This is a genomic window from Eggerthella sp. BIOML-A4 (assembly GCF_009875575.1).
Lineage (GTDB): Bacteria > Actinomycetota > Coriobacteriia > Coriobacteriales > Eggerthellaceae > Eggerthella > Eggerthella lenta.
The window spans coordinates 1-17,996 of the sequence record NZ_WWRX01000015.1; the positions used below are offsets into that span (position 1 = coordinate 1).

A 17,996-nucleotide genomic window follows, 5' to 3' on the forward strand; every position below is an offset into this window, starting at 1 on the left:
TGAATAATGGAGCTCCAGTGGCCTTTGATCGTGTTCACCACGCTGGTGGCGTGGAGCGCGGGGCTGTTCGGGACGCAGGCGCTGATGGCCGCGTTCGGCGTCGGGAAGAAGGCGCAGGTCCCGGCCTGGATCGCGAGCGCCGTCCTTCTGGCCGTCGGCGGGATCGCGGTGTTCTTCCACCTCGAGCACTGGGAGCGCATCTTCAACGGCTTCGGCCACCTGACGAGCGGCATCACCCAGGAGCTGATCGCCATCGTCGTGCTGGCGGCCGTCGCCGTGGCCTACCTGGTCATGCTGCGCAAGTCCGACGACGGCGCGAGCGTGCCGAAGTGGCTGGCGTGGCTGTCGGTCGCGCTGTCGGTCGCGCTGGTGGCCGTGATGGCGCACTCGTACACGATGGCCGCGAGGCCGGCGTGGGATAGCGTGCTGTGGATCCTCTACGTCCTGGGCAACGCCTGCGTGCTGGGACCGGCGACGTTCGCGTTCCTCATGGCCGCAGCGCCGCCCGCAGGTCAGCCCGCCGGGCGCGCGGCCGACGCCGGGGCTCCCGCAGGCCTCGCTGCCCTCGTAGGCGCCGCCGCGAACGCCCTGGCCGCCCTCGCCTTCGCGATCTTCCTCCAGCTCTCCGCCGGCTCCTTCGCCGACGTCGGCTACTACTTCGACCCGACGCATCCGACCGAGGCCATGGCCGACGCCGCGGCGACGGTCGGCGCGCAAGCGCCCCTGCTGTGGCTCGGCGCGGTCGCCGTCGGCGCTATCGTCCCGCTCGCGGCGGCCTTCATGGGCAGGCGCTCCGGCAACTGGAGGCTCTGGGCCCCGGTGGCTATCATCGCCGCCCTGGCGGGCGCCGTCTGCATGCGCGTGGCCTTCTACAACCTCGGCCTCAGCGTGTTCATGTTCTACTAGGATGGCTCCGCCGCGCCGCCGGTCCGGGCGGCGCGGCCTCCGGCCCGCCCCCCCGGGCGAATTGTTCCGCGTGAAACATCGGCAGCAAAAGAACGGATGTTTCACGTGAAGCATCCGGGTTCCGCCCCTTCCGCACCCCTCCGACCCCGAAGCCCCCTCCGAGCGCGGTTCGTCTCCCCAAACCCCCTTGCAAACGACGGATCGCCCTCGAAGGGGGCTTCGAGGTCCCGGGGTTCTTCGGCATAGGCGCAAATCGATACCCTATGACAATCCTCGCATCGTTCGAGATCGCACGTTGCCGAAGGTTCGAGACGCAACCAGGCCTAATGCGGGCGATCTGGCTTAGAAGCGCGTTCCAAGCGTGCGCAAGTTGTCATGGCTGCCCATTTGCGCCCACGTGGCGGAGGAGGAGCGGAGGCGAGCCGTCACACCGCCTCTTCGCCACGTCGATCAGCCCCGTCCCCTCGGCTCGTCCGCGCTGCTCTCGCGTTCCAGCAGATCGATCAGCTCTTGCTGCGAGTGGACGTCGGCCTTGCGGTAGATGCTCTTGATGTGGCTCTTCACTGTCTCGTCGCCGATGACCAGCTCCTCGCGGATGTAGGCGCGGTTGCGGCCCTTCGCCAGCAGGAAGAACACCTCGATCTCGCGCGGCGACAAGCGGCAGCGGCGGGCCAGGCGCGTGCCGGCCTTCTCGAAATCGGACGCGGCGTCGGCTTCCTCCATGGGCTTCACGAAGCCCCAGCCCGTGTTCGCCGAGCCGCTTCCCATGGCGAACAGCGCGATGATCAGGATCGCGAAGATCACCCCGGCCGACACCATGGCCAGCCCCAGGTCGCTCTGGACGAACGTGAGCGCGATGGCGGCGGCTACCGATCCCACGAACTGGCCCAGCTGGATGCACAGCAGCCCCCAGCCCACCACCCATCCCGTAGGCACGCTGCCGCGCGAAGCCAGCACGGGCCACAGCGCCCACAGCACGATGTAGAAGTACTGGTAGCCGAACTGGTGCACGGCGGTGCCGATGACGTTCCAAGGCTCGTGCATCGGCAGGAACAGGAACCCTGCCGCCATGAGCGGCAACGCGATCTGGTACGTCAGGTGGTCGAAGTCCATCTTGTACACGCTCATCGCGACGAACGCGGCCAGCGCCCCGCCCGCGATGGCGATGATGTTCAGCTGGTCGCGCACGCCGATCCATTCGTCGCCCACGGGTGCGATAAGCCCCTTCATGACGCCGAACGACACGCCGAAGAACACGGCGATCACCATCATGCGCATGGGTGGCACCGCGCGCACGCGCACGTTTCTCATGGCGCGCGGCGGCCGCGGCACGCTGCGCTTGAAGTGGACGAAGCACCCCATGCTGATCAGGGGGAGCAAGGCTACGATCATCTGCGCCGCGTCGATGGGCAGCAGGCTGATGACCAGGTACGCCACGGCTGCGAGCAGCAGCGCCGCCACGCTGTAGTTCACCGTGCGCTGCGACCCCAGCGAGGCCAAAAGCTCGGCCCACAGCACCACGACGATGCCGCTGCCCACGCCGGTGAGCAGCGAGCCGGCCAGGTAGACGGTCGAGGCACCGCCGCCCGTCATCACGAGCGACGGATGGGAGATGGCCAGCGTGCCCAGCGCGGTGAGCGCAGCGGCGAGCGCGGGGAGGCATCTTACGTCGGAAAGCGGGTTCCTCAAATACGAGAGCAGCAGCAGGAACGCGATGGTCACCACGTTCGCCAGCAGCGAGGTCACCCACAGCGGCTCCAACGCGATGGTCGAAAGCCCTGCGGCCGCGCCGGCAGATCCCGACGAGTTGAGCAGCGTCCCCTCGGCGTAGAACAGCGAACTCCAGAACACGCACCAGATCCAAGTCCAGTGCGCCGCAAACCCCAGCAAATCGGGCGTGCGCCACAGCTCTTTGCGCAACGATGGTGTCATCCGCATCCTCCCCTGCATGCATCGGCCGCCTCTGCCGCGCGATGCGCGGGCGGGCGGTTTCGGCAGCTTTCCCCGCCAGAGATTATACGCGCAGGCGTCACCCTTTCAGCATCGCTTGCGCGAAAAGGCATCCCCCAGGTAGGGGGAAATCGGGCGGGGGAGGCGAAGTTCCCCCGGCCAACGGGATGATGACCTGCAAGGTCGGGCGTACAGTCGGGGCAACGCGGCGACAAGGGGCCGCGGGTAGGCAACGGAGGAGGGAATACTCATGGAGGAAGAGAAGAAGCAGGGTCTTTCGCGTCGTGCGTTCTTGGGTCTGGGCGGCACCGCGCTCGCGGGCGCGGCGGTTGCCGGGCTGGCGGGGTGCGCTCCGCAAAGCGGCGGCGATGCGGCCAAGGCGACGACGGAGGGTGCGTCGGGCGGAACGACGGGCGGCATGCCGGTCGCCGAAAGCGGCGCCTCGGCCGGCCCCGACGTGGCCGGCATGCACAGCTGGGAGATCGCGCCCGAAGCCATCTCCGCCGACAAGATCGCGAACACCGAGGACTGCGACGTGCTCGTCATCGGCGCGGGTCTGGGCGGCTGCTGCGCCACCATCGCCGCGTTGGAAGAAGGCGCGAAGAAGGTCATCACCATCGACAAGAACCCCGAGACGGTGGTCGCGCGCGGCGTGCACATCGCCGGTTTCCACACCAAGGTGCAGCAGGGCCTGGTGGACCAGGGTCTGCTGGAGGAGCCGAACTACAACAACGTCGTGCGACGTTGGATCAACTGGGCGCAGGGCCGCGTGAAGGAGCCGCTGCTGTGGGAGTTCGCGCGCAAGAGCGGTGCGTGCTTCGACTGGCTGTACGACCTGGCCACCAAGAAAAACCTCGAAGCGCTTCTGTGGGACGGCTACTACAAGGGCCCCGATTACACCGAGTACCCGGTCACGCACATCTTCTACCAGGCCGACAAGTACGAGGAAACCATCAACTTCACGTTCTACCAGGGCTCGGGCGTGGGCGACGTGTACGGCAACGCGGTGCTCGTGCCGGCGCTGTACGAGACGATCGCCGATATGGGCGGCGAGATCCGCTGGAGCACGAAGAGCGAGCGTTTGGTTCGCGACGGCAACGGCCCGGTGACCGGCGCCATCGTTTCCACTGGCAAGGACGAGTACATGCAGATCAACGCGAAATCGGTTGTCATTGCTTCGGGCGACTACGCAGCCGACGACGAGATGTTCCAGTACTACTCGCCCATGACCGCCTACGCCATGGACGGGCGCTTCTACAATCCGCCCGACTGCGACACCGGCGACATGCACAAGCAGGCCATCTGGGCGGGTGCCGCCATGCAGAAGTCCGAGCCGCACGCGGCCGTCATGCACCTCGACTTCGGCGCGGCCAGCTACGGTTTCCTGCACGTGAACTGGGAAGGCAAGCGCTTCAAGAACGAGGACGTGAACACCCAGTCGAAGAGCGTCACGAAGGCGCTGCAGACGCAGAAGGACGCCTGGACCATCTACGACTCGCACGGCTTGGAGCAGGTGAAGACGCAGATGGACGCCGGCCTCGGCGGCGGCTTGCAGTGGGGCCAGCTCACGCAGCCCGTGGGCGGCGAGTACAACCTGGAAGCCCAGCAGATCGTGCTCGAAGGCGAGATCGAGAAGGGCCAGACCGTGAAGGCCGACTCGCTGAAAGAGCTCGCGCAGAAGATGGACGTGCCTCCCGAGAACCTCGAAGCCACGGTCGCCCGCTACAACGAGCTGTGCGATCTGGGCAAGGATCTCGACTTCGGCAAGCGCCCCGAAGTCATGGGCAAGGTGCAGGACCCGCCGTTTTACGCCGGCAAGCTGGTGGCCAGCCTGCTCACCATGTGCGGCGGCTTGCGCACCAACGTGGATGCCCAGGTGCTCGACGCCGAGGACCAGCCGATCGAGGGCCTGTACGTGTGCGGCTCGGCTGCCGGCGAGTTCTTCGGCGCGGGCGACTATCCCACGTACGTGCCGGGCATCGGCCACGGCCGCTGCGTGACCTTCGGCCGCATCGCCGGCATCAACGCTGCCGGTGGTGACGCCGAGGCCAAGATCCCCAGCCTCGACATCTAAGCGTTCCCCTCGCAGGTGCCGCCATCCCGCGGCGCCTGCATCCCCTGAAGCCGCCGCCCCTCCCTCCCGGAGCGGCGGCTTTTTCGCGTTCTGAGCTCTGGCGCGCGTTCTTCGACCCCCCCCCTCGCTCTTCGAAAGCGGAATCGGAAGGTGTTTCTGCATTTTTTTCGACTTCGTGGCAAGAGTGGTCTTGCGAGAGGCCTTCTCATCAGGTCTTTTGCTGCTGTCAGAAAGCGCGTTCGTGAAGGGCGATAGGCGGATGCGGCAAAGCCCCTGGTGGCGCTACGTCTGTTTTGCCACGAAGTCGAAAAAAATGCAGAAGCGCATGCAAGTTCTGCTCCGGAGGCCTTCTCCCTAAAACCGGTTTCTAGGTCGCAACGGTTGCGCAACGCGCGCGCGATGCGTGGTGCGCGCACGGCGGCATGGGCGACAATGCGCTGGTAGTGAACATTCCGCCGAAGCGCTTCGGCCGCCTCGGGCGCGCCGACGTTCGGCTTGCGTCGAAAGGAACCTCCATGTCCGCATCCATCCATCCTCCCGTGCAACTGCATATCGTCCTCGACGAGGACAGCTACCAGGGCGGCGACAGCGTCGAGATGGCGCGCCGCTTCACGGCCGTCGCTCCCACCGAGGTGGTGCGCGCCGCGAAGGGCTCGCAGCGCGCGAACGTGCTGCGGTTCGATTTGGGCGACGACACGGTCACCGCCGAGGCCGACGACGATCCGCTGTGGCGCGATGCGCTGGCCACGTGGCTCGACGAGGAGTTCGCCGAGACGTCTGCCCTGGTGGCGCGCGAGAACGATGCCAGGCAGAACAATGGCGAGCAGCCGGTGCCGTTCACCTGGGCCGAGGTGAAGTTCGGCGCGGGGCCGGTCATCGCCATCCGCATGAAGGATTCCTCCATCCCGCCCGAGGCTGCCGGCTTCGTCGCCCGTGCGCGCCAGCTGCTTGCGGGGGGTGCGTTCGGCGCGGATGCCATCGCCGCCATCCGCATTCCCGCGTGCGCGAGCATCGAGGCGCAGGTAGCCGACGCGCATCGTACCAACTATCTGGAATCGCAGCTGTACGAGGCGGCGCACCGTCCCGAAACGCAGGAAGTCGACCGATATTCCGAAGAGGTGGACCTTGCGACGGGCGAGGGGTGGACCGACGAGCTGCAGGGCTCGCAGTCGAAGCGCGATGCGCCCACGGACAGCGAGCTTGCCGAAGCCGTGGCCGAAGCGGAGGCTGCGCTGCGCCAGGGCGTTGATCCCTCGGACATCGCCGCCGAGGAGCGCGCGGCGGACGCCGATGCCGGCGATGTCGCAGCGAGCGTGACGGAGGTCGAGGCCGTTGGTCGTGCGAAGGGCGATGTCGATACGTCGGGCGAATCCTGCGCGCTCGAAGCGGGCGGCGTACCCGAGCATCTCGACTACCGCGTGTGGAACGTAGCCTACGCCGACGGTACGTCGGTGCGCTTCGACTCGGTTTTGGGCGAAGCGCTGCTGGACTAGCGCGGCGCGCCCTACCAGAACAGCTCCGGCTCCTTCCGCTCGAGGCATTTCGATTCCAGCATGGCTATCACCGCGTCGGTGGATTCGCTCGAGAAGTATTTCGCGTCTTCGGGGCAGCTTTTCACGCAGGCGCAGCAGTGGAGGCAGCCCTCGCCGATGAGCGCGGGATCGTCTTCGTCGATGATGCCGAGCGGGCAGCGCGCCGCGCAGATGCCGCAGCTCGTGCACGCGTCGGTGGTGATGGGGCGCACGTCGGCGCCGGGCTTGAGCTCTTTGTAGGGGCGGTTTCCCTTGATGGCGGGTTGGGGCAGACGGCTTCCGCGCGCCAGGCGCTCGCCCAGCTCTCGGCCGAAGCGCTGCGCTGCGGCTACGTCCGCGTCGTCGGGGCGGCCGGTTCCCACGCGGGCCGTCAACGAGTGCTCGCCGATGAACGCGCCCGCCGCCACCACGTCGAACCCGCGCTCGCCTAGCAGGTCGGCGGCTTCCAGCAGCGCGTCGTCGAAGTCGCGGTTGCCGTACAGCCCCACGATCACGGCGGGCGTATCTTGGCCGATCAGGTGTGCGAACTCGTCGCGCAGCAGCGCGGGCACGCGCCCGGCGTACACCGGGAAGCCGAACACCAGCACGTCGTCGGCGCCGCACGAGACGTCGGCCGGACGATGCCCCGGCAACGTGAGATCGACGATCTCGACGGAAGCGCCAAGCGGCGCAGCCAGCGCGCCGGCTACCTCTTCCGCGACGGTTTTGGTGGTATGCGTGGGGCTGAAATACGCGACGCGAACGATCGACGGCATAACGGTTCCTCTCTTCTCCGACAACCCCACGATGATACTCCTTTTCATGCCCGGGTGGCGTTCGCCGAACGACGAAGAGCCCGGCGGGAGGGGGTGCCGGGCTCTTCAAAGTGGGGGGGCGGGAGAAAGCCGCCCTGTGAACGGGATGTCCTACGTTGTCGCGCGTTCGCGAAGCTCGTGACAGGTGCCGCATTCGAAGGTTCCCCGATGATGGCACTGGGCGCAGTAGCGCATCGAGTCTTTGGGGAGATCCTTGGAGTGGTTGTTGTGGCAGTCGGTGCACGTGGCGGGGTTCTCCTCGTGCTTCTCGTTCGAGGGGACGTCGTGGGGGTTCACCGTGGTGCCCTTGTCGTCGGTGAGCGCCGTGGAGTCCGCGGTCTTGGCGGCCATCTCCTCCATCGTGCCGTGGCACGAGATGCAGGTCTCGGGGTCCACCGTGACCACGGTCGCCTTGGTGGCGGCCTTGTCGCCGAACTTCACGTCGGCGTGCTCGGTCGAGAGCGCGGCCTCGTCGGTGTGGCACTGGACGCAGGTCACGCCCTCGGCCTCGTGGGCCGAGGCCTGCGGGCAGGACGCGTCGGTCGCCGACGCGGCCTCGACGGTGTGGCACATCGAGCAGTCGGAGTCCATCGTCCAGTTCACCGGCTGGCCGTCCATGGCCGAAGAGCCGCCGTTCCCGTCCTTCTGCTCGGACGCCGCCGGAGCCGAGGGCTCCGCCTTCGGCGCGCAGCCCGCGAGCGTCCACATCGCGGCCGTGAGCGCGAGGACGACGCCGAGGACGGCGAGCACGACGAGGCGCCGGTCGGCGGTGTGTGCTTGCACGGTCATGCGCTTCTCCTTACTTCTTCTCGTCCCACGCGTCGAGCGACGCCGCGTGACGGGCGGATATGCGTCCCCAGATCATGTTCTCGGCCACGTTGCCGCCGGTGATGCCGTACGTATGCGAGTGGATGTTGCCGAAGCTGCCGGCGCCGTACAAACGCGGGATGGGTCGTTCTGCGAACACGTCCAGCACCTGGCCGTGTTCGTTCTTCATTGCGCCGCCGAGCGTGGAGCACGAGCCGGGATACACCGTGTAGGCGTAGAACGGCGGGTTGTTCAGCGGGTTCAGTGTGGCGGGCGAGCGGTGAAACTCGGGATCCTCGCCGTTTTCGCAGACCTGGTTCCAAGTGTCGATGGTGGCCTTGAGCGTGCCGACGTCCATCCACTTGTCGATCTCCTTCATCTTGGCGGCGAGCTCCTCGATGGTGTCGGCCTTGATGATCCAACCCTTGTCCACTTCGGCCTGGTTGTCGTCGGACCAGCCTTCCCAGTCGCGCAGTTCGTCGGGGAGCATGGTGGTGAAGTTGCCGCACTCGAACCAGTCGCCTTGGCGCGTGGACATCGGGCCGGCTTCGAACAGCGTCTGGTCGAACACGCACCAGCTGGGGCAGTGATCGTAGTCGCAGATCTCGTCGTTGAAGTGCGTGAACGCGTGCCATCCGTTGTGCGGGGAGCCGATGCGCATCTCGTCGACCCAGCGCTTCCCCAGGCGATCGGTGTAGATGAATGTCTGATCCGGCGGCATGATGAGGATGAGGAAGTCGTTCTCGGGATCGCGCGTCCACATGCCGTACATAGCGCCGGCCATGCCCATATGCCACAGCTTGCCGCCTACCTCCTCGACCATCTTGATGCCGTCTCCTGTGTTGTACTTCCAGCCCTCGAATTTGAAGGGGTAGCATTTGAGGTACTTGCGCTTCATATCCTCGTTGAACTCGAAACCGCCCGTGCAGAGGATGACGCCCTTGCGAGCCTTGACCGTCTTCTCCTCGGAGCCGATCATCGTGGTGCAGCCGACGATCTCCTTAGTGTCGGGGTTCTGGATAAGATGCTCGTCATGGCAGTCGAACAGCACCTCGATGCCTAGATCCTTGCGCTTCTGGTCGAGGATCTCGAACGAGGCCATGCCGAATCCCGGAGGGTCGGCGATGGACTGGCAGCCCGCACCGCCCGGCAGGAAGGAGTACTCGGGAATGGTGCCTGCGATGGCCTGCTCGTTGATGTCGTATTCAAGTTCGTACTTGTCGGCGTATTCGCAGTTTCGCAGGCCTTCTTCGATCCAGGCGTCGATGACGGCCGAGGGCGTGTCCACGTCTTGCGTCATCTCGTGCCAGTACTGGCGCATGCCCTCAGCGTCCTTGATGACGGCGAACTCGCCGTTGTTGATGGAGCTGTTGCCACCGCCGCGCACCGGAGCCTTCTCCAGCACGAGCACCTGCTGTCCGCACTCGTCGGCGCCGATGAGAGACGCCCACATGCCCGCGCCTCCGTAGCCGATGACCAAGAGGTCGCACTCGTAGTCCCAGCTCTTCGGCAGCCACTCCTGCGACGCGCCTGCGTCCGACGAGCAGCCGGCCAGCGCGGCGGAACCTGCCACAGCGGCGGCAGCGACGCCCGCTCCCTTCAGAAACGAGCGGCGCGACAGCCCTCCCTGTTCTTTCGTGCTCATTGCCTCTCCTTCTCCTTGCATTGTTTTGGTTTCGCCTTGAACGGTCGGCGACTTCGTTTACCGTACGCGGGATGCGTTCGCTTGCCATCGAGTTCGACGCCCTATTTTTTCCTTGTCGGGAGATCGGCAGGTGGGAAGCATCGGGGCGGAGCCATTAGGGCGCTCCATCCGATATGCGATGAAGAGGAGATTGCTATACTGGGCACAGGGGACGGTGCCGCACCGCGCAAGGGAAGCGGGATTCGATGAAAGAGGGGAGCAATGGGGACGTGTCTGCGGAACAAGCTCACGGCATTTTGCCCTGACTGGAAATCGTTGGATTTCTATATCGTGCTGCTCGGTCTTGCGTTCTGCCGAGCATGGATTGTATTGTGCCTTTCCGCAGCTGCAGTGACGACGCTCGTGACGAACTCGAACTGGGCGTTCCTGCTTGCCGGCTCCACCGCTGCCGCTGGCGTTGCCGTTGCAGCGCGACGCGCTGCAACGCAGGATCGATTCGAGGCGCGAATGCGCGGTCTGACGGGGGCGCTTACCGTGTCATGCGCTGTTGCGACACCGATAGCCCTGGCGTGCGGTCAGCCGATCGCCTTGGCGGCGCTCGTGGTCGTCGGAGGCGCTGCCTCGAGCTTCTTGCAGGTGCTGTGGGGAAACGAGTACGCTCGCCGCCCCGTGCCGTTCGCGCTTGCGTGCTATCCTGCCACGGCCGTCGTCATCGCGCTGCTCATTGCCCTCGTCATAGGCGAGCGAGGGTTTCTTGCGTTCTTCGTGTTTCCGATCATGTCGTTCGTGCTGTTGCTGGTGGAGACTTCGCGCATCGACAAAGAGCAGTCGCTCGACGGGGTCTCGGTCGAGCCGGCAAGGCAGCCCGAACGGGATCGGCCCGCCTTGTCGCGCAAATCCATCGCCCAGCTGATGGTGAGCATCGGGGTGTTCAGTTTCCTATGCCGCGTATTCGACTCGCTTCCCGGCGAAGGGGTGGTCGATCCTTTCGTCGTGTTCGGCGGCAGCTCGGTATTCGCTTTGGCGGTGGTGGGCGTCCTGTTTCTGCTGTTCGCGTTCTTGTGCGGGGATCGCTTCGAGCCCGTGTTTGCGTATCGCCTGTCGCTTCCGCTCATGGCGCTGGGCATGGCCATTGTCTCGCTGTTCTTCTATGACCATTGGGCGCTGTCCGTGCTGCTCATAGGCATCGGCTACGAGCTGTTCGATATCGTAACGTGGATACTGTTCGTCGATCTGGCGAAGCGGCGCGTGGATGCTTGCGGACGCTATCGGGTGTTCGGGTGGGGGGTGGCCGCAACATTGTGCGGCATGGGCTTGGGCTATCTCGCGGGAAGCGAGATTCACGCGCGTCTGCTGGTCGGAGACGTGCAGATGTCCACGGTTGGCATTCTATGCGTCACCGTGTTGGTGGTGACGGCGTTCCTCGTTATACCGGAAGGGACGATCGCTCAAGTAGTTGGCCGGCGAGGGCGCCTTCGAGGTGGCGAGCGCAACGAGGGCGCTACGGGGGAGCGCGCGGAGTCCTCATCGAAGATCTCGCCTGCTTCTTCATTGGAAAGGCGTTGCGAGGCGATAGCGGTCGAGCGGCGTCTGACGCCTCGCGAGAGTGAGGTACTCGTGCTGCTGGCGCGCGGGCGTACGTTGGCTATCGTCATGCGCGACTTGCAGATAGCTAAGGGCACGGCGCAGACGCACATCGAGAACGTATACGCGAAGCTTGGCGTGCACAAGCAACAGGAGCTCATCGATCTCGTCGAGGGCTTCGCTATCTCGGATGACGCCTGATCGGAGCAAAAATACGATGCTCCATCTGATGCAAGGGATCGGGGCGCGGGTATCATGGGGGATGCACAAGGTTCGACATACACAAGGAGGCATTTCATGGGACGCATCGTTCTGCCCGTATACACCCCGTACTATATTCCCAACGGCAACGAGGTTGCCGTCATCGAGACGTCGCGCGGCACGATCCGCGTACAACTGGCCGGCAAGGACGCGCCCGTGACCGCGGGCAACTTCATCGAGCTCGCCGCACGCGGGTTTTACGACAAGTTGAAGTTCCACGCGCACAAGCCGGGCTCCGTGGTGCTGGGCGGCTGTCCCACCACGCGCACGCTGGGGCCTGCGCAGGTGGACGCGGCGGCGCGCGGCATGATCCGCGGCATCCATCCCGGCACAGGCGACGCGCGCTACACCATCGTGGACGAGTGGGAGGCCAACCCGAACAACAAGCACGTGCTGGGAAGCCTCTGCATGGCGCACAAGTCCGAGCCGAACTCGGGTAGCTGCCAGTTCTACTTCTCGCTGTCCGAGCAGCCTGAGTTCGACGAGAAGTTCACCGTGTTCGGCCAGGTGATCGAAGGTATCGATACGGTGCAGGAGCTGGGGGTGGGCGACGCGATCAAAAGCATCGTCATCGAAGGCGCCGACGAGGAGGCGCTGGCCGAGGCGATCTCCCACGAGCTGCCGCGTCCGAAGTCGCCGAAGGAAGTGCTCGAGGATCTGGAGCGCGAGAAGGCCGAGCGCGAAGCGGCGGCCGAAGCCGAAGCGGCCGCGGCGGAAACGGCGGCCGAGTAGCTGGTTCCTATCGGGCGAGGGCGGCGTCGCCCTCGCCTATTCGTACGTCTCAACCAGATCGATCAGCTCTTGCTGCTTATGCACGTCGAGCTTGCGGTAGATGTTCTCGATGTGCGTGCGGGCGGTACCCTTTGCAATCTGCAAGTCGCGGGCGATGATGGACAGGGTGCGACCGTACGCCAGAAGCACGATGACCTCGCTCTCGCGCGGCGTCAGGCCGTAATCTCTCGCCACGCTCGCGCAGTGCTGCTCGAGCCGCCCCGCGCCCGCATCGGCAACCGCGACGGCGGGTGCTTCTTCGACGTCCTTTTCCTTGCGGCTTGTGCGCATGGTTTGCGACAGCTGCGCCACCACGCCTTCGGGCAGCACCATGAACGCCACCACCACCAGGCACAGCGTGGCCAACATGGCCACGGCGGAGATCTGCATGTCCCCGCTGGCGATCATCGCGTCGCACGCCCTGCCCGCCATGGTTCCCGCTCCCATTCCCGCGAACATGAAGGCCACGCCCAGCCCGAAGATATGCAGCGCGTTCTCGTTGCGTCGACGCGATACGTCTACGAACAGCACCCAGGTGAGGATGTCGAAGAACTCGTAGCCTGCGTTGATCAGCAGGATGGACATGGCGGCGTGCGTGTCGAAGAACAGCGCGATGGCGACGAATCCCGCCACCATGATGGGCAACGACAGCCGGTAGGTGAGTGCGGCGTTGAAGCGCTCGCGCAGCTTCGCCACGATGACGAGGAACACCACGCCCACTACGATGAGTCCGAATATTGCGCTTCCGCCGACAAACGCGAACGGGTCGTCGTAGGCGGGTATGGCATCGAACAAGCGGCACAGGAACGAAAACGTCATGATAGAGAACATGAGCTTGCCCACGCCGAACTTCGCACCCGGTTCTTCCTCGGCGTCCCTTTGAGACGTCGAGCGGGCCGAGGGGTCGTCGGCATTCGCGTTCTCGACCGCGAGTTCCTCTTTGGGCTTCTGCGTGAGGTCGCTCCACGACAGGCCGGTGCGGTTCGCTTCGAACAGCAGCAAGCCGAACGATAACAGGGGTATCACCGCGAAGCCGATGAAGCTCGTATGATCGTTCGACATGCCGGCGACGAGCGCGGTGACGATGGCCGCCGCGGGGGAAGCGACGGCGGCGAACAACGTGGCGTGGCGGGCGAAGCGGTCGCCCCACAGCACCTGCAAGGGCCCCGCTCCCAAGCCGCCGGCTACGAACCCGACGATCATGAGCGCCTCGCTGTTCAGGGCTAGCGCCACGGGGATGATGATGCCGCTTGCAGCAAGGGCTACCGGAGTTGCGCGGAACAGCGCGACGCGCACGACGCCCTCGCGCTTGCCGCTTCGATTTGCAACGAACGACACGGTCAGCGCGCTGAGCGCGCCGAACAAGAGGTAGGCCCAGGTGAAAGATGATGCTGCGCCTGCGATGAGCGGCGCGCCCAGGCAGAACACGATCCATGCGCGGCACAAGCCGAACCCTATGACGGTTATCAGGTAGTCGAGCGTGCGCGAGTCGCGTTCCGCGGAGGTCGTATCCGCCGCCGCCTCCGCCGCCTGGCCGCCCTCTCCTCCGTTCGGAAGGCCGCCGGTAGCGCCGTCCCGGCCTTCGCCCTTGGTTCCGTATTGCATGTGCATCTCTCTCCCCAGCGTTCATGCCACGGGCCGCGCCGAGCGACGCGGCTCCCTCCCGTTTGCAACAAAACTCATAAGTAGCATCATACGCAATTTCATACGTCGATCAAATCGGATGGAGCATCCGATAGGGGTCTGATCTGGAAAATCCTATTCAACGTCAGATGTCCTGCGAAAAATCCGACCGCCCATCAGATGTGCCGGAAACGTGCCGAGCGTAAGGTTCGAAAGGCAAGAACGGATGCTTCCAAGGAGGGGCATCTCTGCTGGGAGAGAGGCAGGGGCCGATGTTCGATGCTCGCGAGCTCGATAGCTGCGCGGTGCGGGAATCGGTTCGTTCATTCAAGTAGGAGGAAGGAACACTATGAGCAAAGGCATGGAAGGCGGAGTTTCCCGTCGTTCGTTCCTGAAGGGCGCGGGCGTCGCTGCCGCAGCCGTGGCGGGTTCCGCCGCGCTGGCCGGCTGCGCGTCGGGTTCGACGGGCGCGGCTTCGGGCGATTGGCTGCCGAAGAGCTGGGACTACGAGTGCGACCTCTTGGTCATCGGCTATGGCGGCGCGGGCATGTGGGCGTCGCTCATCGGCGCCGACGAGTGCGGCCAGGAAGTCATCGTGCTGGAGAAGGCTCCCCTCGAGGGCGGCGGCAACAGCCGCATCAACAACGGCGAGTGGACCATCGTCGAGGAAAGCGACAAAGAGCGCTTCAAGAAGTACATCAAGGCGTTCACGCACGGCAAGACCCCCGAGCCGATGATCGACGCCTGGGTCAACGAGTGCGTTCGCAACACCGAGTACGCCGACAAGTACGGTATGACCTACGAGGTGTCCGAGGTCGCGCTGGCCGGCGCCATCCCCGAGTACTACTTCCTGGACGACAACGCCTACGAGGGCTCCTGCAAGCTGTCCTCCGTCGACGGCTTCGGCATGCTGTCGTTCCGCGAGCTCGACGCGCAGCGCGAGAAGCTGGGCGTGCAGGTTCTGTTCGACTGCCACGACGAGCGTCTCATCCAGAACCCCGAGACCAAGGAGATCGTCGGCGCGTATACGATGATCGGCTCCGAGGAGAAGACGGTCAAGGCTCGCAAGGGCGTCATCATGACCACGGGCGGCTTCGAGTTCAACGAGGATCTCAAGAACGCCTACCTCAAGTGCTACCCCTTCAAGTTCGAGGGTTGGCAGTTCAACACGGGCGACGGCATCAAGATGGTCGAGGACGTGGGAGCGAAGCTGTGGCACATGGACATGGCGATCTCCATGTACTCCATGTGGACGCGCGATCCTGAGAACGACTTCTCCATCCTGTACTTCATGCCCGCCAACAGCTACTTCAACGTGAACCGTCTGGGCAAGCGCTACGTCAACGAGAACAACATGGGCTCGCCGCACAACGGCTGGCACACGCTGCTGTCGTTCGACGACTCCATCGACGACTTCGACCGCATCCCGTCGTGGGGCATCTTCGACCAGACCTGCTTCGACGCCGGCAAGCTGTCCACCAGCCAGGGCGATTTCTTCGAGTGCGGCAACTTCGCCAGCGACCTGCCCGACGAGATCCGCGCATGGAACGGCTGGAGCCAGGACAACAAGGCTGAGCTGGATAAGGGCTGGATCCTCAAGGGCGACACCATCGAGGAGCTTGGCAAGAAGATCAAGGAGTTCGACCACTGGATGGACGTCGACGCCTTGAAAGCCACGTTCGACGAGTACCAGGCATTCTGCGAGGCAAAGAAGGACGCGCGTTTCGACCGCTCCGAGAAGACGCTCGAGAAGCTGGACGACGGCCCGTACTACGCCATCTCCATCTACCCCGGCTCCTGCTCCACCTTGGGCGGCCCGATGAAGAACGAGCACGGCCAGGTGCTGGATCCCGCCGAGAACCCCATCCCGCGTCTGTACGCGGCGGGCTGCTTCGGCAACTTCCAGAGCCACAGCTACGGCATCACCGGCGGCAACAACGCCGAGAACCAGGTGTGGGGCCGCATTTCCGCCCGTCACGCCGCGGGTCTCGAGCCTTGGGACGCCAAGTAGCATCCTCCCTTCGCTGATCGGTTCGGCGCTGCGCTCCCCAGCGGCGCCGGATGCGACTCAACCCCCGCGCCCGCCGCTCCCTCGGCGGGCGCATCTGGCGGGAAACCGCCTTCCGAACTGCAATACGACTGATAGGAGAAGCGCATGACCGTGCAAGCACACACCGCCGACCGGCGCCTCGTCGTGCTCGCCGTCCTCGGCGTCGTCCTCGCGCTCACGGCCGCGATGTGGACGCTCGCGGGCTGCGCGCCGAAGGCGGAGCCCTCGGCTCCGGCGGCGTCCGAGCAGAAGGACGGGAACGGCGGCTCTTCGGCCATGGACGGCCAGCCGGTGAACTGGACGATGGACTCCGACTGCTCGATGTGCCACACCGTCGAGGCCGCGTCGGCGACCGACGCGTCCTGCCCGCAGGCCTCGGCCCACGAGGCCGAGGGCGTGACCTGCGTCCAGTGCCACACCGACGAGGCCGTGCTCTCGACCGAGCACGCCGACGTGAAGTTCGGCGACAAGGCCGCCACCAAGGCGACCGTGGTCACGGTGGACCCCGAGACCTGCATCTCGTGCCACGGCACGATGGAGGAGATGGCCGCCAAGACCGCGGACTCCACGGCGCTCACCGACGACAAGGGCACCACGGTGAACCCCCACGACGTCCCCTCGAACGAGAAGCACGACGCCAACCCGGCGACGTGCACGAGCTGCCACAACAACCACTCGAAGGACCAGGCCAAGGACGCGATGAAGTACTGCGCCCAGTGCCACCACCGCGGAACCTTCGAATGTGGCACCTGCCACGAGCTCCGCGAGCGCTAAGAAGCAACGAACAAGCATATCCGCCCGAGACGGAATCCCCTCCCTCCCTTTCCGTTTCGGGGTCATCGAAGACCCGGCCCCTCCCTCGGCCGGGTCTTTCGCGTTGGGATCTTCGCGACCTGGCCTTATGTCGGGCACCTGACAGCGTCAGCTCCTGACATTCGTTGGCGTTGTCGCCCGAAAGCCTCGTTTTCGAGCGCGATTCCGCGTTTTTCGGGCGACAACGTTCCCTGTGAGGCCTCTGCGTCTTCGCTATACTGGGTCGAACGACGGAAGGGGACGGCATGGAGCGGGAACCGCGCTACTTCGAATACGGCGAAGCGGAGGTCGCGTACCTTGCGGCGCGCGATCCGAGGCTGGGCGAGGCGATGGCGGTTATCGGACGCATCGAGCGCGAGGTGCACCCCGACTTGTTCGCTGCACTCGTGAACTGCATCGTGGGTCAGCAGATAGCGACGAAGGCGCAGACCACCATTTGGAACCGCATGCTGGAGCGGTTCGGCGAAGTGACGCCCGAGGCGATGGCGGCGTGCTCCGACGACGAGCTGCAGCAGGTGGGCATCTCGTTTCGCAAGGTGGGCTACATCAAGGGGGCAGCCGCGCGCGTGCTGTCCGGCGAGGTGGACCTCGAGGGGCTGGCCGAGCTATCCGATGACGAGGTGTGCCGCACGCTGTCGGCGCTGCCGGGTATCGGCGTGTGGACGGCCGAGATGCTCATGACGTTCTCGATGCAGCGACCCAATATTATGAGCTGGGGCGATCTGGCCATCCATCGCGGCTTGCGCATGGTGCACCACCACCGGCGCATCACGCCCGAGCTGTTCGCGAAGTACCGCCGCTGCTACACGCCTTACGGCTCGGTGGCCAGCCTCTATCTATGGGAGGTGGCCGGCGGCGCCATACCCGGCATGAAGGACTGGGCTCCGAAAAGCGAGAAGAGGTAGGGAGGGGCGCCGAACGCGGTGCGCGCGTTTCGCCGTATGTTTCACGTGAAACATCGGTTCGTCCGAGTTTTGCTTTCCGCAGTCGTTGTCAGCAATGAAAAAGAGACCCGTCGGATCATCCGACGGGTCTCTTCGTATCCCGTGGTGGGCGATGAGGGATTTGAACCCCCGACCTTGTCCTTGTAAGGGACCTGCGCTCCCGCTGCGCCAATCGCCCGGTTTTCGTCGCCTTGCGGCGAGCACCTATTCTCGCATAGAAGGCGCGTTCGCGCAACGAATCC

Annotated in this window: 13 protein-coding genes and 1 tRNA gene; 8 read left to right on the forward strand and 6 right to left on the reverse strand. The window is 65.1% G+C overall.

The features are described from left to right. Window positions 1-6: 6 nt before the first annotated feature. On the forward strand, window positions 7-906 hold the full coding sequence (locus GT613_RS13060; protein WP_009607960.1) for a DmsC/YnfH family molybdoenzyme membrane anchor subunit: 900 nt from the start codon (window positions 7-9) through the stop codon (window positions 904-906). Between the two features lie 450 nt (window positions 907-1,356). Here GT613_RS13060 and GT613_RS13065 read toward each other — a convergent pair whose 3' ends face one another. Next, the gene (locus GT613_RS13065) at window positions 1,357-2,838 is read right to left on the reverse strand and encodes a LuxR C-terminal-related transcriptional regulator (RefSeq protein WP_021410105.1); all 1,482 of its coding nucleotides are present in this window, start codon (window positions 2,836-2,838) and stop codon (window positions 1,357-1,359) included. Between the two features lie 268 nt (window positions 2,839-3,106). Here GT613_RS13065 and GT613_RS13070 point away from each other — a divergent pair, with 268 nt between their 5' ends. Next, a complete protein-coding gene (locus GT613_RS13070; RefSeq protein ID WP_021410108.1) occupies window positions 3,107-4,930 on the forward strand; it encodes an FAD-binding protein in 1,824 nt (607 codons plus the stop codon). A gap of 515 nt (window positions 4,931-5,445) precedes the next feature. Next, window positions 5,446-6,423: a hypothetical protein gene (locus GT613_RS13075; protein ID WP_021410111.1), complete on the forward strand. Its 978-nt coding sequence runs from the start codon at window positions 5,446-5,448 to the stop codon at window positions 6,421-6,423. 11 nt (window positions 6,424-6,434) lie between these two features. Here GT613_RS13075 and GT613_RS13080 read toward each other — a convergent pair whose 3' ends face one another. The 3 genes from GT613_RS13080 to GT613_RS13090 form a co-directional block, all read right to left on the reverse strand. Continuing rightward, window positions 6,435-7,217: a 4Fe-4S-binding domain protein gene (locus tag GT613_RS13080; RefSeq protein WP_021410110.1), complete on the reverse strand. Its 783-nt coding sequence runs from the start codon at window positions 7,215-7,217 to the stop codon at window positions 6,435-6,437. A gap of 150 nt (window positions 7,218-7,367) precedes the next feature. Further along, complete coding sequence (locus GT613_RS13085) at window positions 7,368-8,045, reverse strand: cytochrome c3 family protein (protein WP_021410109.1); 678 nt, start codon at window positions 8,043-8,045, stop codon at window positions 7,368-7,370. A 10-nt stretch (window positions 8,046-8,055) separates the two neighbouring features. Then, the gene (locus tag GT613_RS13090) at window positions 8,056-9,708 is read right to left on the reverse strand and encodes an FAD-binding protein (protein ID WP_009306139.1); all 1,653 of its coding nucleotides are present in this window, start codon (window positions 9,706-9,708) and stop codon (window positions 8,056-8,058) included. A gap of 261 nt (window positions 9,709-9,969) precedes the next feature. On the opposite strand from GT613_RS13090, the gene GT613_RS13095 reads away from it, so the two are divergent. Together GT613_RS13095 and GT613_RS13100 are read left to right on the forward strand one after the other, a co-directional pair. Further along, entirely contained in the window at window positions 9,970-11,493 is a 1,524-nt protein-coding gene (locus tag GT613_RS13095) for a helix-turn-helix transcriptional regulator (protein ID WP_009306140.1), read from the forward strand. A 96-nt stretch (window positions 11,494-11,589) separates the two neighbouring features. Continuing rightward, entirely contained in the window at window positions 11,590-12,285 is a 696-nt protein-coding gene (locus GT613_RS13100) for a peptidylprolyl isomerase (RefSeq protein WP_021410112.1), read from the forward strand. A 36-nt stretch (window positions 12,286-12,321) separates the two neighbouring features. Here GT613_RS13100 and GT613_RS13105 read toward each other — a convergent pair whose 3' ends face one another. Next, on the reverse strand, window positions 12,322-13,929 hold the full coding sequence (locus GT613_RS13105) for a LuxR C-terminal-related transcriptional regulator (RefSeq protein ID WP_021410107.1): 1,608 nt from the start codon (window positions 13,927-13,929) through the stop codon (window positions 12,322-12,324). A 367-nt stretch (window positions 13,930-14,296) separates the two neighbouring features. Between GT613_RS13105 and GT613_RS13110 the strand changes: the two genes are divergently transcribed. From GT613_RS13110 to GT613_RS13120, 3 genes are all read left to right on the forward strand, one after another. Then, window positions 14,297-15,958: an FAD-binding protein gene (locus GT613_RS13110; protein ID WP_021410106.1), complete on the forward strand. Its 1,662-nt coding sequence runs from the start codon at window positions 14,297-14,299 to the stop codon at window positions 15,956-15,958. Between the two features lie 144 nt (window positions 15,959-16,102). Next, window positions 16,103-16,771: a cytochrome c3 family protein gene (locus tag GT613_RS13115; RefSeq protein ID WP_139912573.1), complete on the forward strand. Its 669-nt coding sequence runs from the start codon at window positions 16,103-16,105 to the stop codon at window positions 16,769-16,771. Window positions 16,772-17,055: 284 nt separating this feature from the next. Further along, on the forward strand, window positions 17,056-17,715 hold the full coding sequence (locus GT613_RS13120; protein ID WP_161172665.1) for a DNA-3-methyladenine glycosylase: 660 nt from the start codon (window positions 17,056-17,058) through the stop codon (window positions 17,713-17,715). Between the two features lie 142 nt (window positions 17,716-17,857). Here the strand turns inward: GT613_RS13120 and GT613_RS13125 are convergent. Next, window positions 17,858-17,932: transfer RNA gene (locus GT613_RS13125), tRNA-Val, on the reverse strand. Between the last annotated feature and the right edge of the window lie 64 nt (window positions 17,933-17,996).

Coding starts and splice junctions, on each gene's coding strand:
- GT613_RS13060 (WP_009607960.1), top strand. CDS start 7: ATGGAGCTCCAGTGGCCTTTGATCGTGTTCACCACGCTGGTGGCGTGG.
- GT613_RS13065 (WP_021410105.1), bottom strand. CDS start 2,838: ATGACACCATCGTTGCGCAAAGAGCTGTGGCGCACGCCCGATTTGCTG.
- GT613_RS13070 (WP_021410108.1), top strand. CDS start 3,107: ATGGAGGAAGAGAAGAAGCAGGGTCTTTCGCGTCGTGCGTTCTTGGGT.
- GT613_RS13075 (WP_021410111.1), top strand. CDS start 5,446: ATGTCCGCATCCATCCATCCTCCCGTGCAACTGCATATCGTCCTCGAC.
- GT613_RS13080 (WP_021410110.1), bottom strand. CDS start 7,217: ATGCCGTCGATCGTTCGCGTCGCGTATTTCAGCCCCACGCATACCACC.
- GT613_RS13085 (WP_021410109.1), bottom strand. CDS start 8,045: ATGACCGTGCAAGCACACACCGCCGACCGGCGCCTCGTCGTGCTCGCC.
- GT613_RS13090 (WP_009306139.1), bottom strand. CDS start 9,708: ATGAGCACGAAAGAACAGGGAGGGCTGTCGCGCCGCTCGTTTCTGAAG.
- GT613_RS13095 (WP_009306140.1), top strand. CDS start 9,970: ATGGGGACGTGTCTGCGGAACAAGCTCACGGCATTTTGCCCTGACTGG.
- GT613_RS13100 (WP_021410112.1), top strand. CDS start 11,590: ATGGGACGCATCGTTCTGCCCGTATACACCCCGTACTATATTCCCAAC.
- GT613_RS13105 (WP_021410107.1), bottom strand. CDS start 13,929: ATGCAATACGGAACCAAGGGCGAAGGCCGGGACGGCGCTACCGGCGGC.
- GT613_RS13110 (WP_021410106.1), top strand. CDS start 14,297: ATGAGCAAAGGCATGGAAGGCGGAGTTTCCCGTCGTTCGTTCCTGAAG.
- GT613_RS13115 (WP_139912573.1), top strand. CDS start 16,103: ATGACCGTGCAAGCACACACCGCCGACCGGCGCCTCGTCGTGCTCGCC.
- GT613_RS13120 (WP_161172665.1), top strand. CDS start 17,056: ATGGAGCGGGAACCGCGCTACTTCGAATACGGCGAAGCGGAGGTCGCG.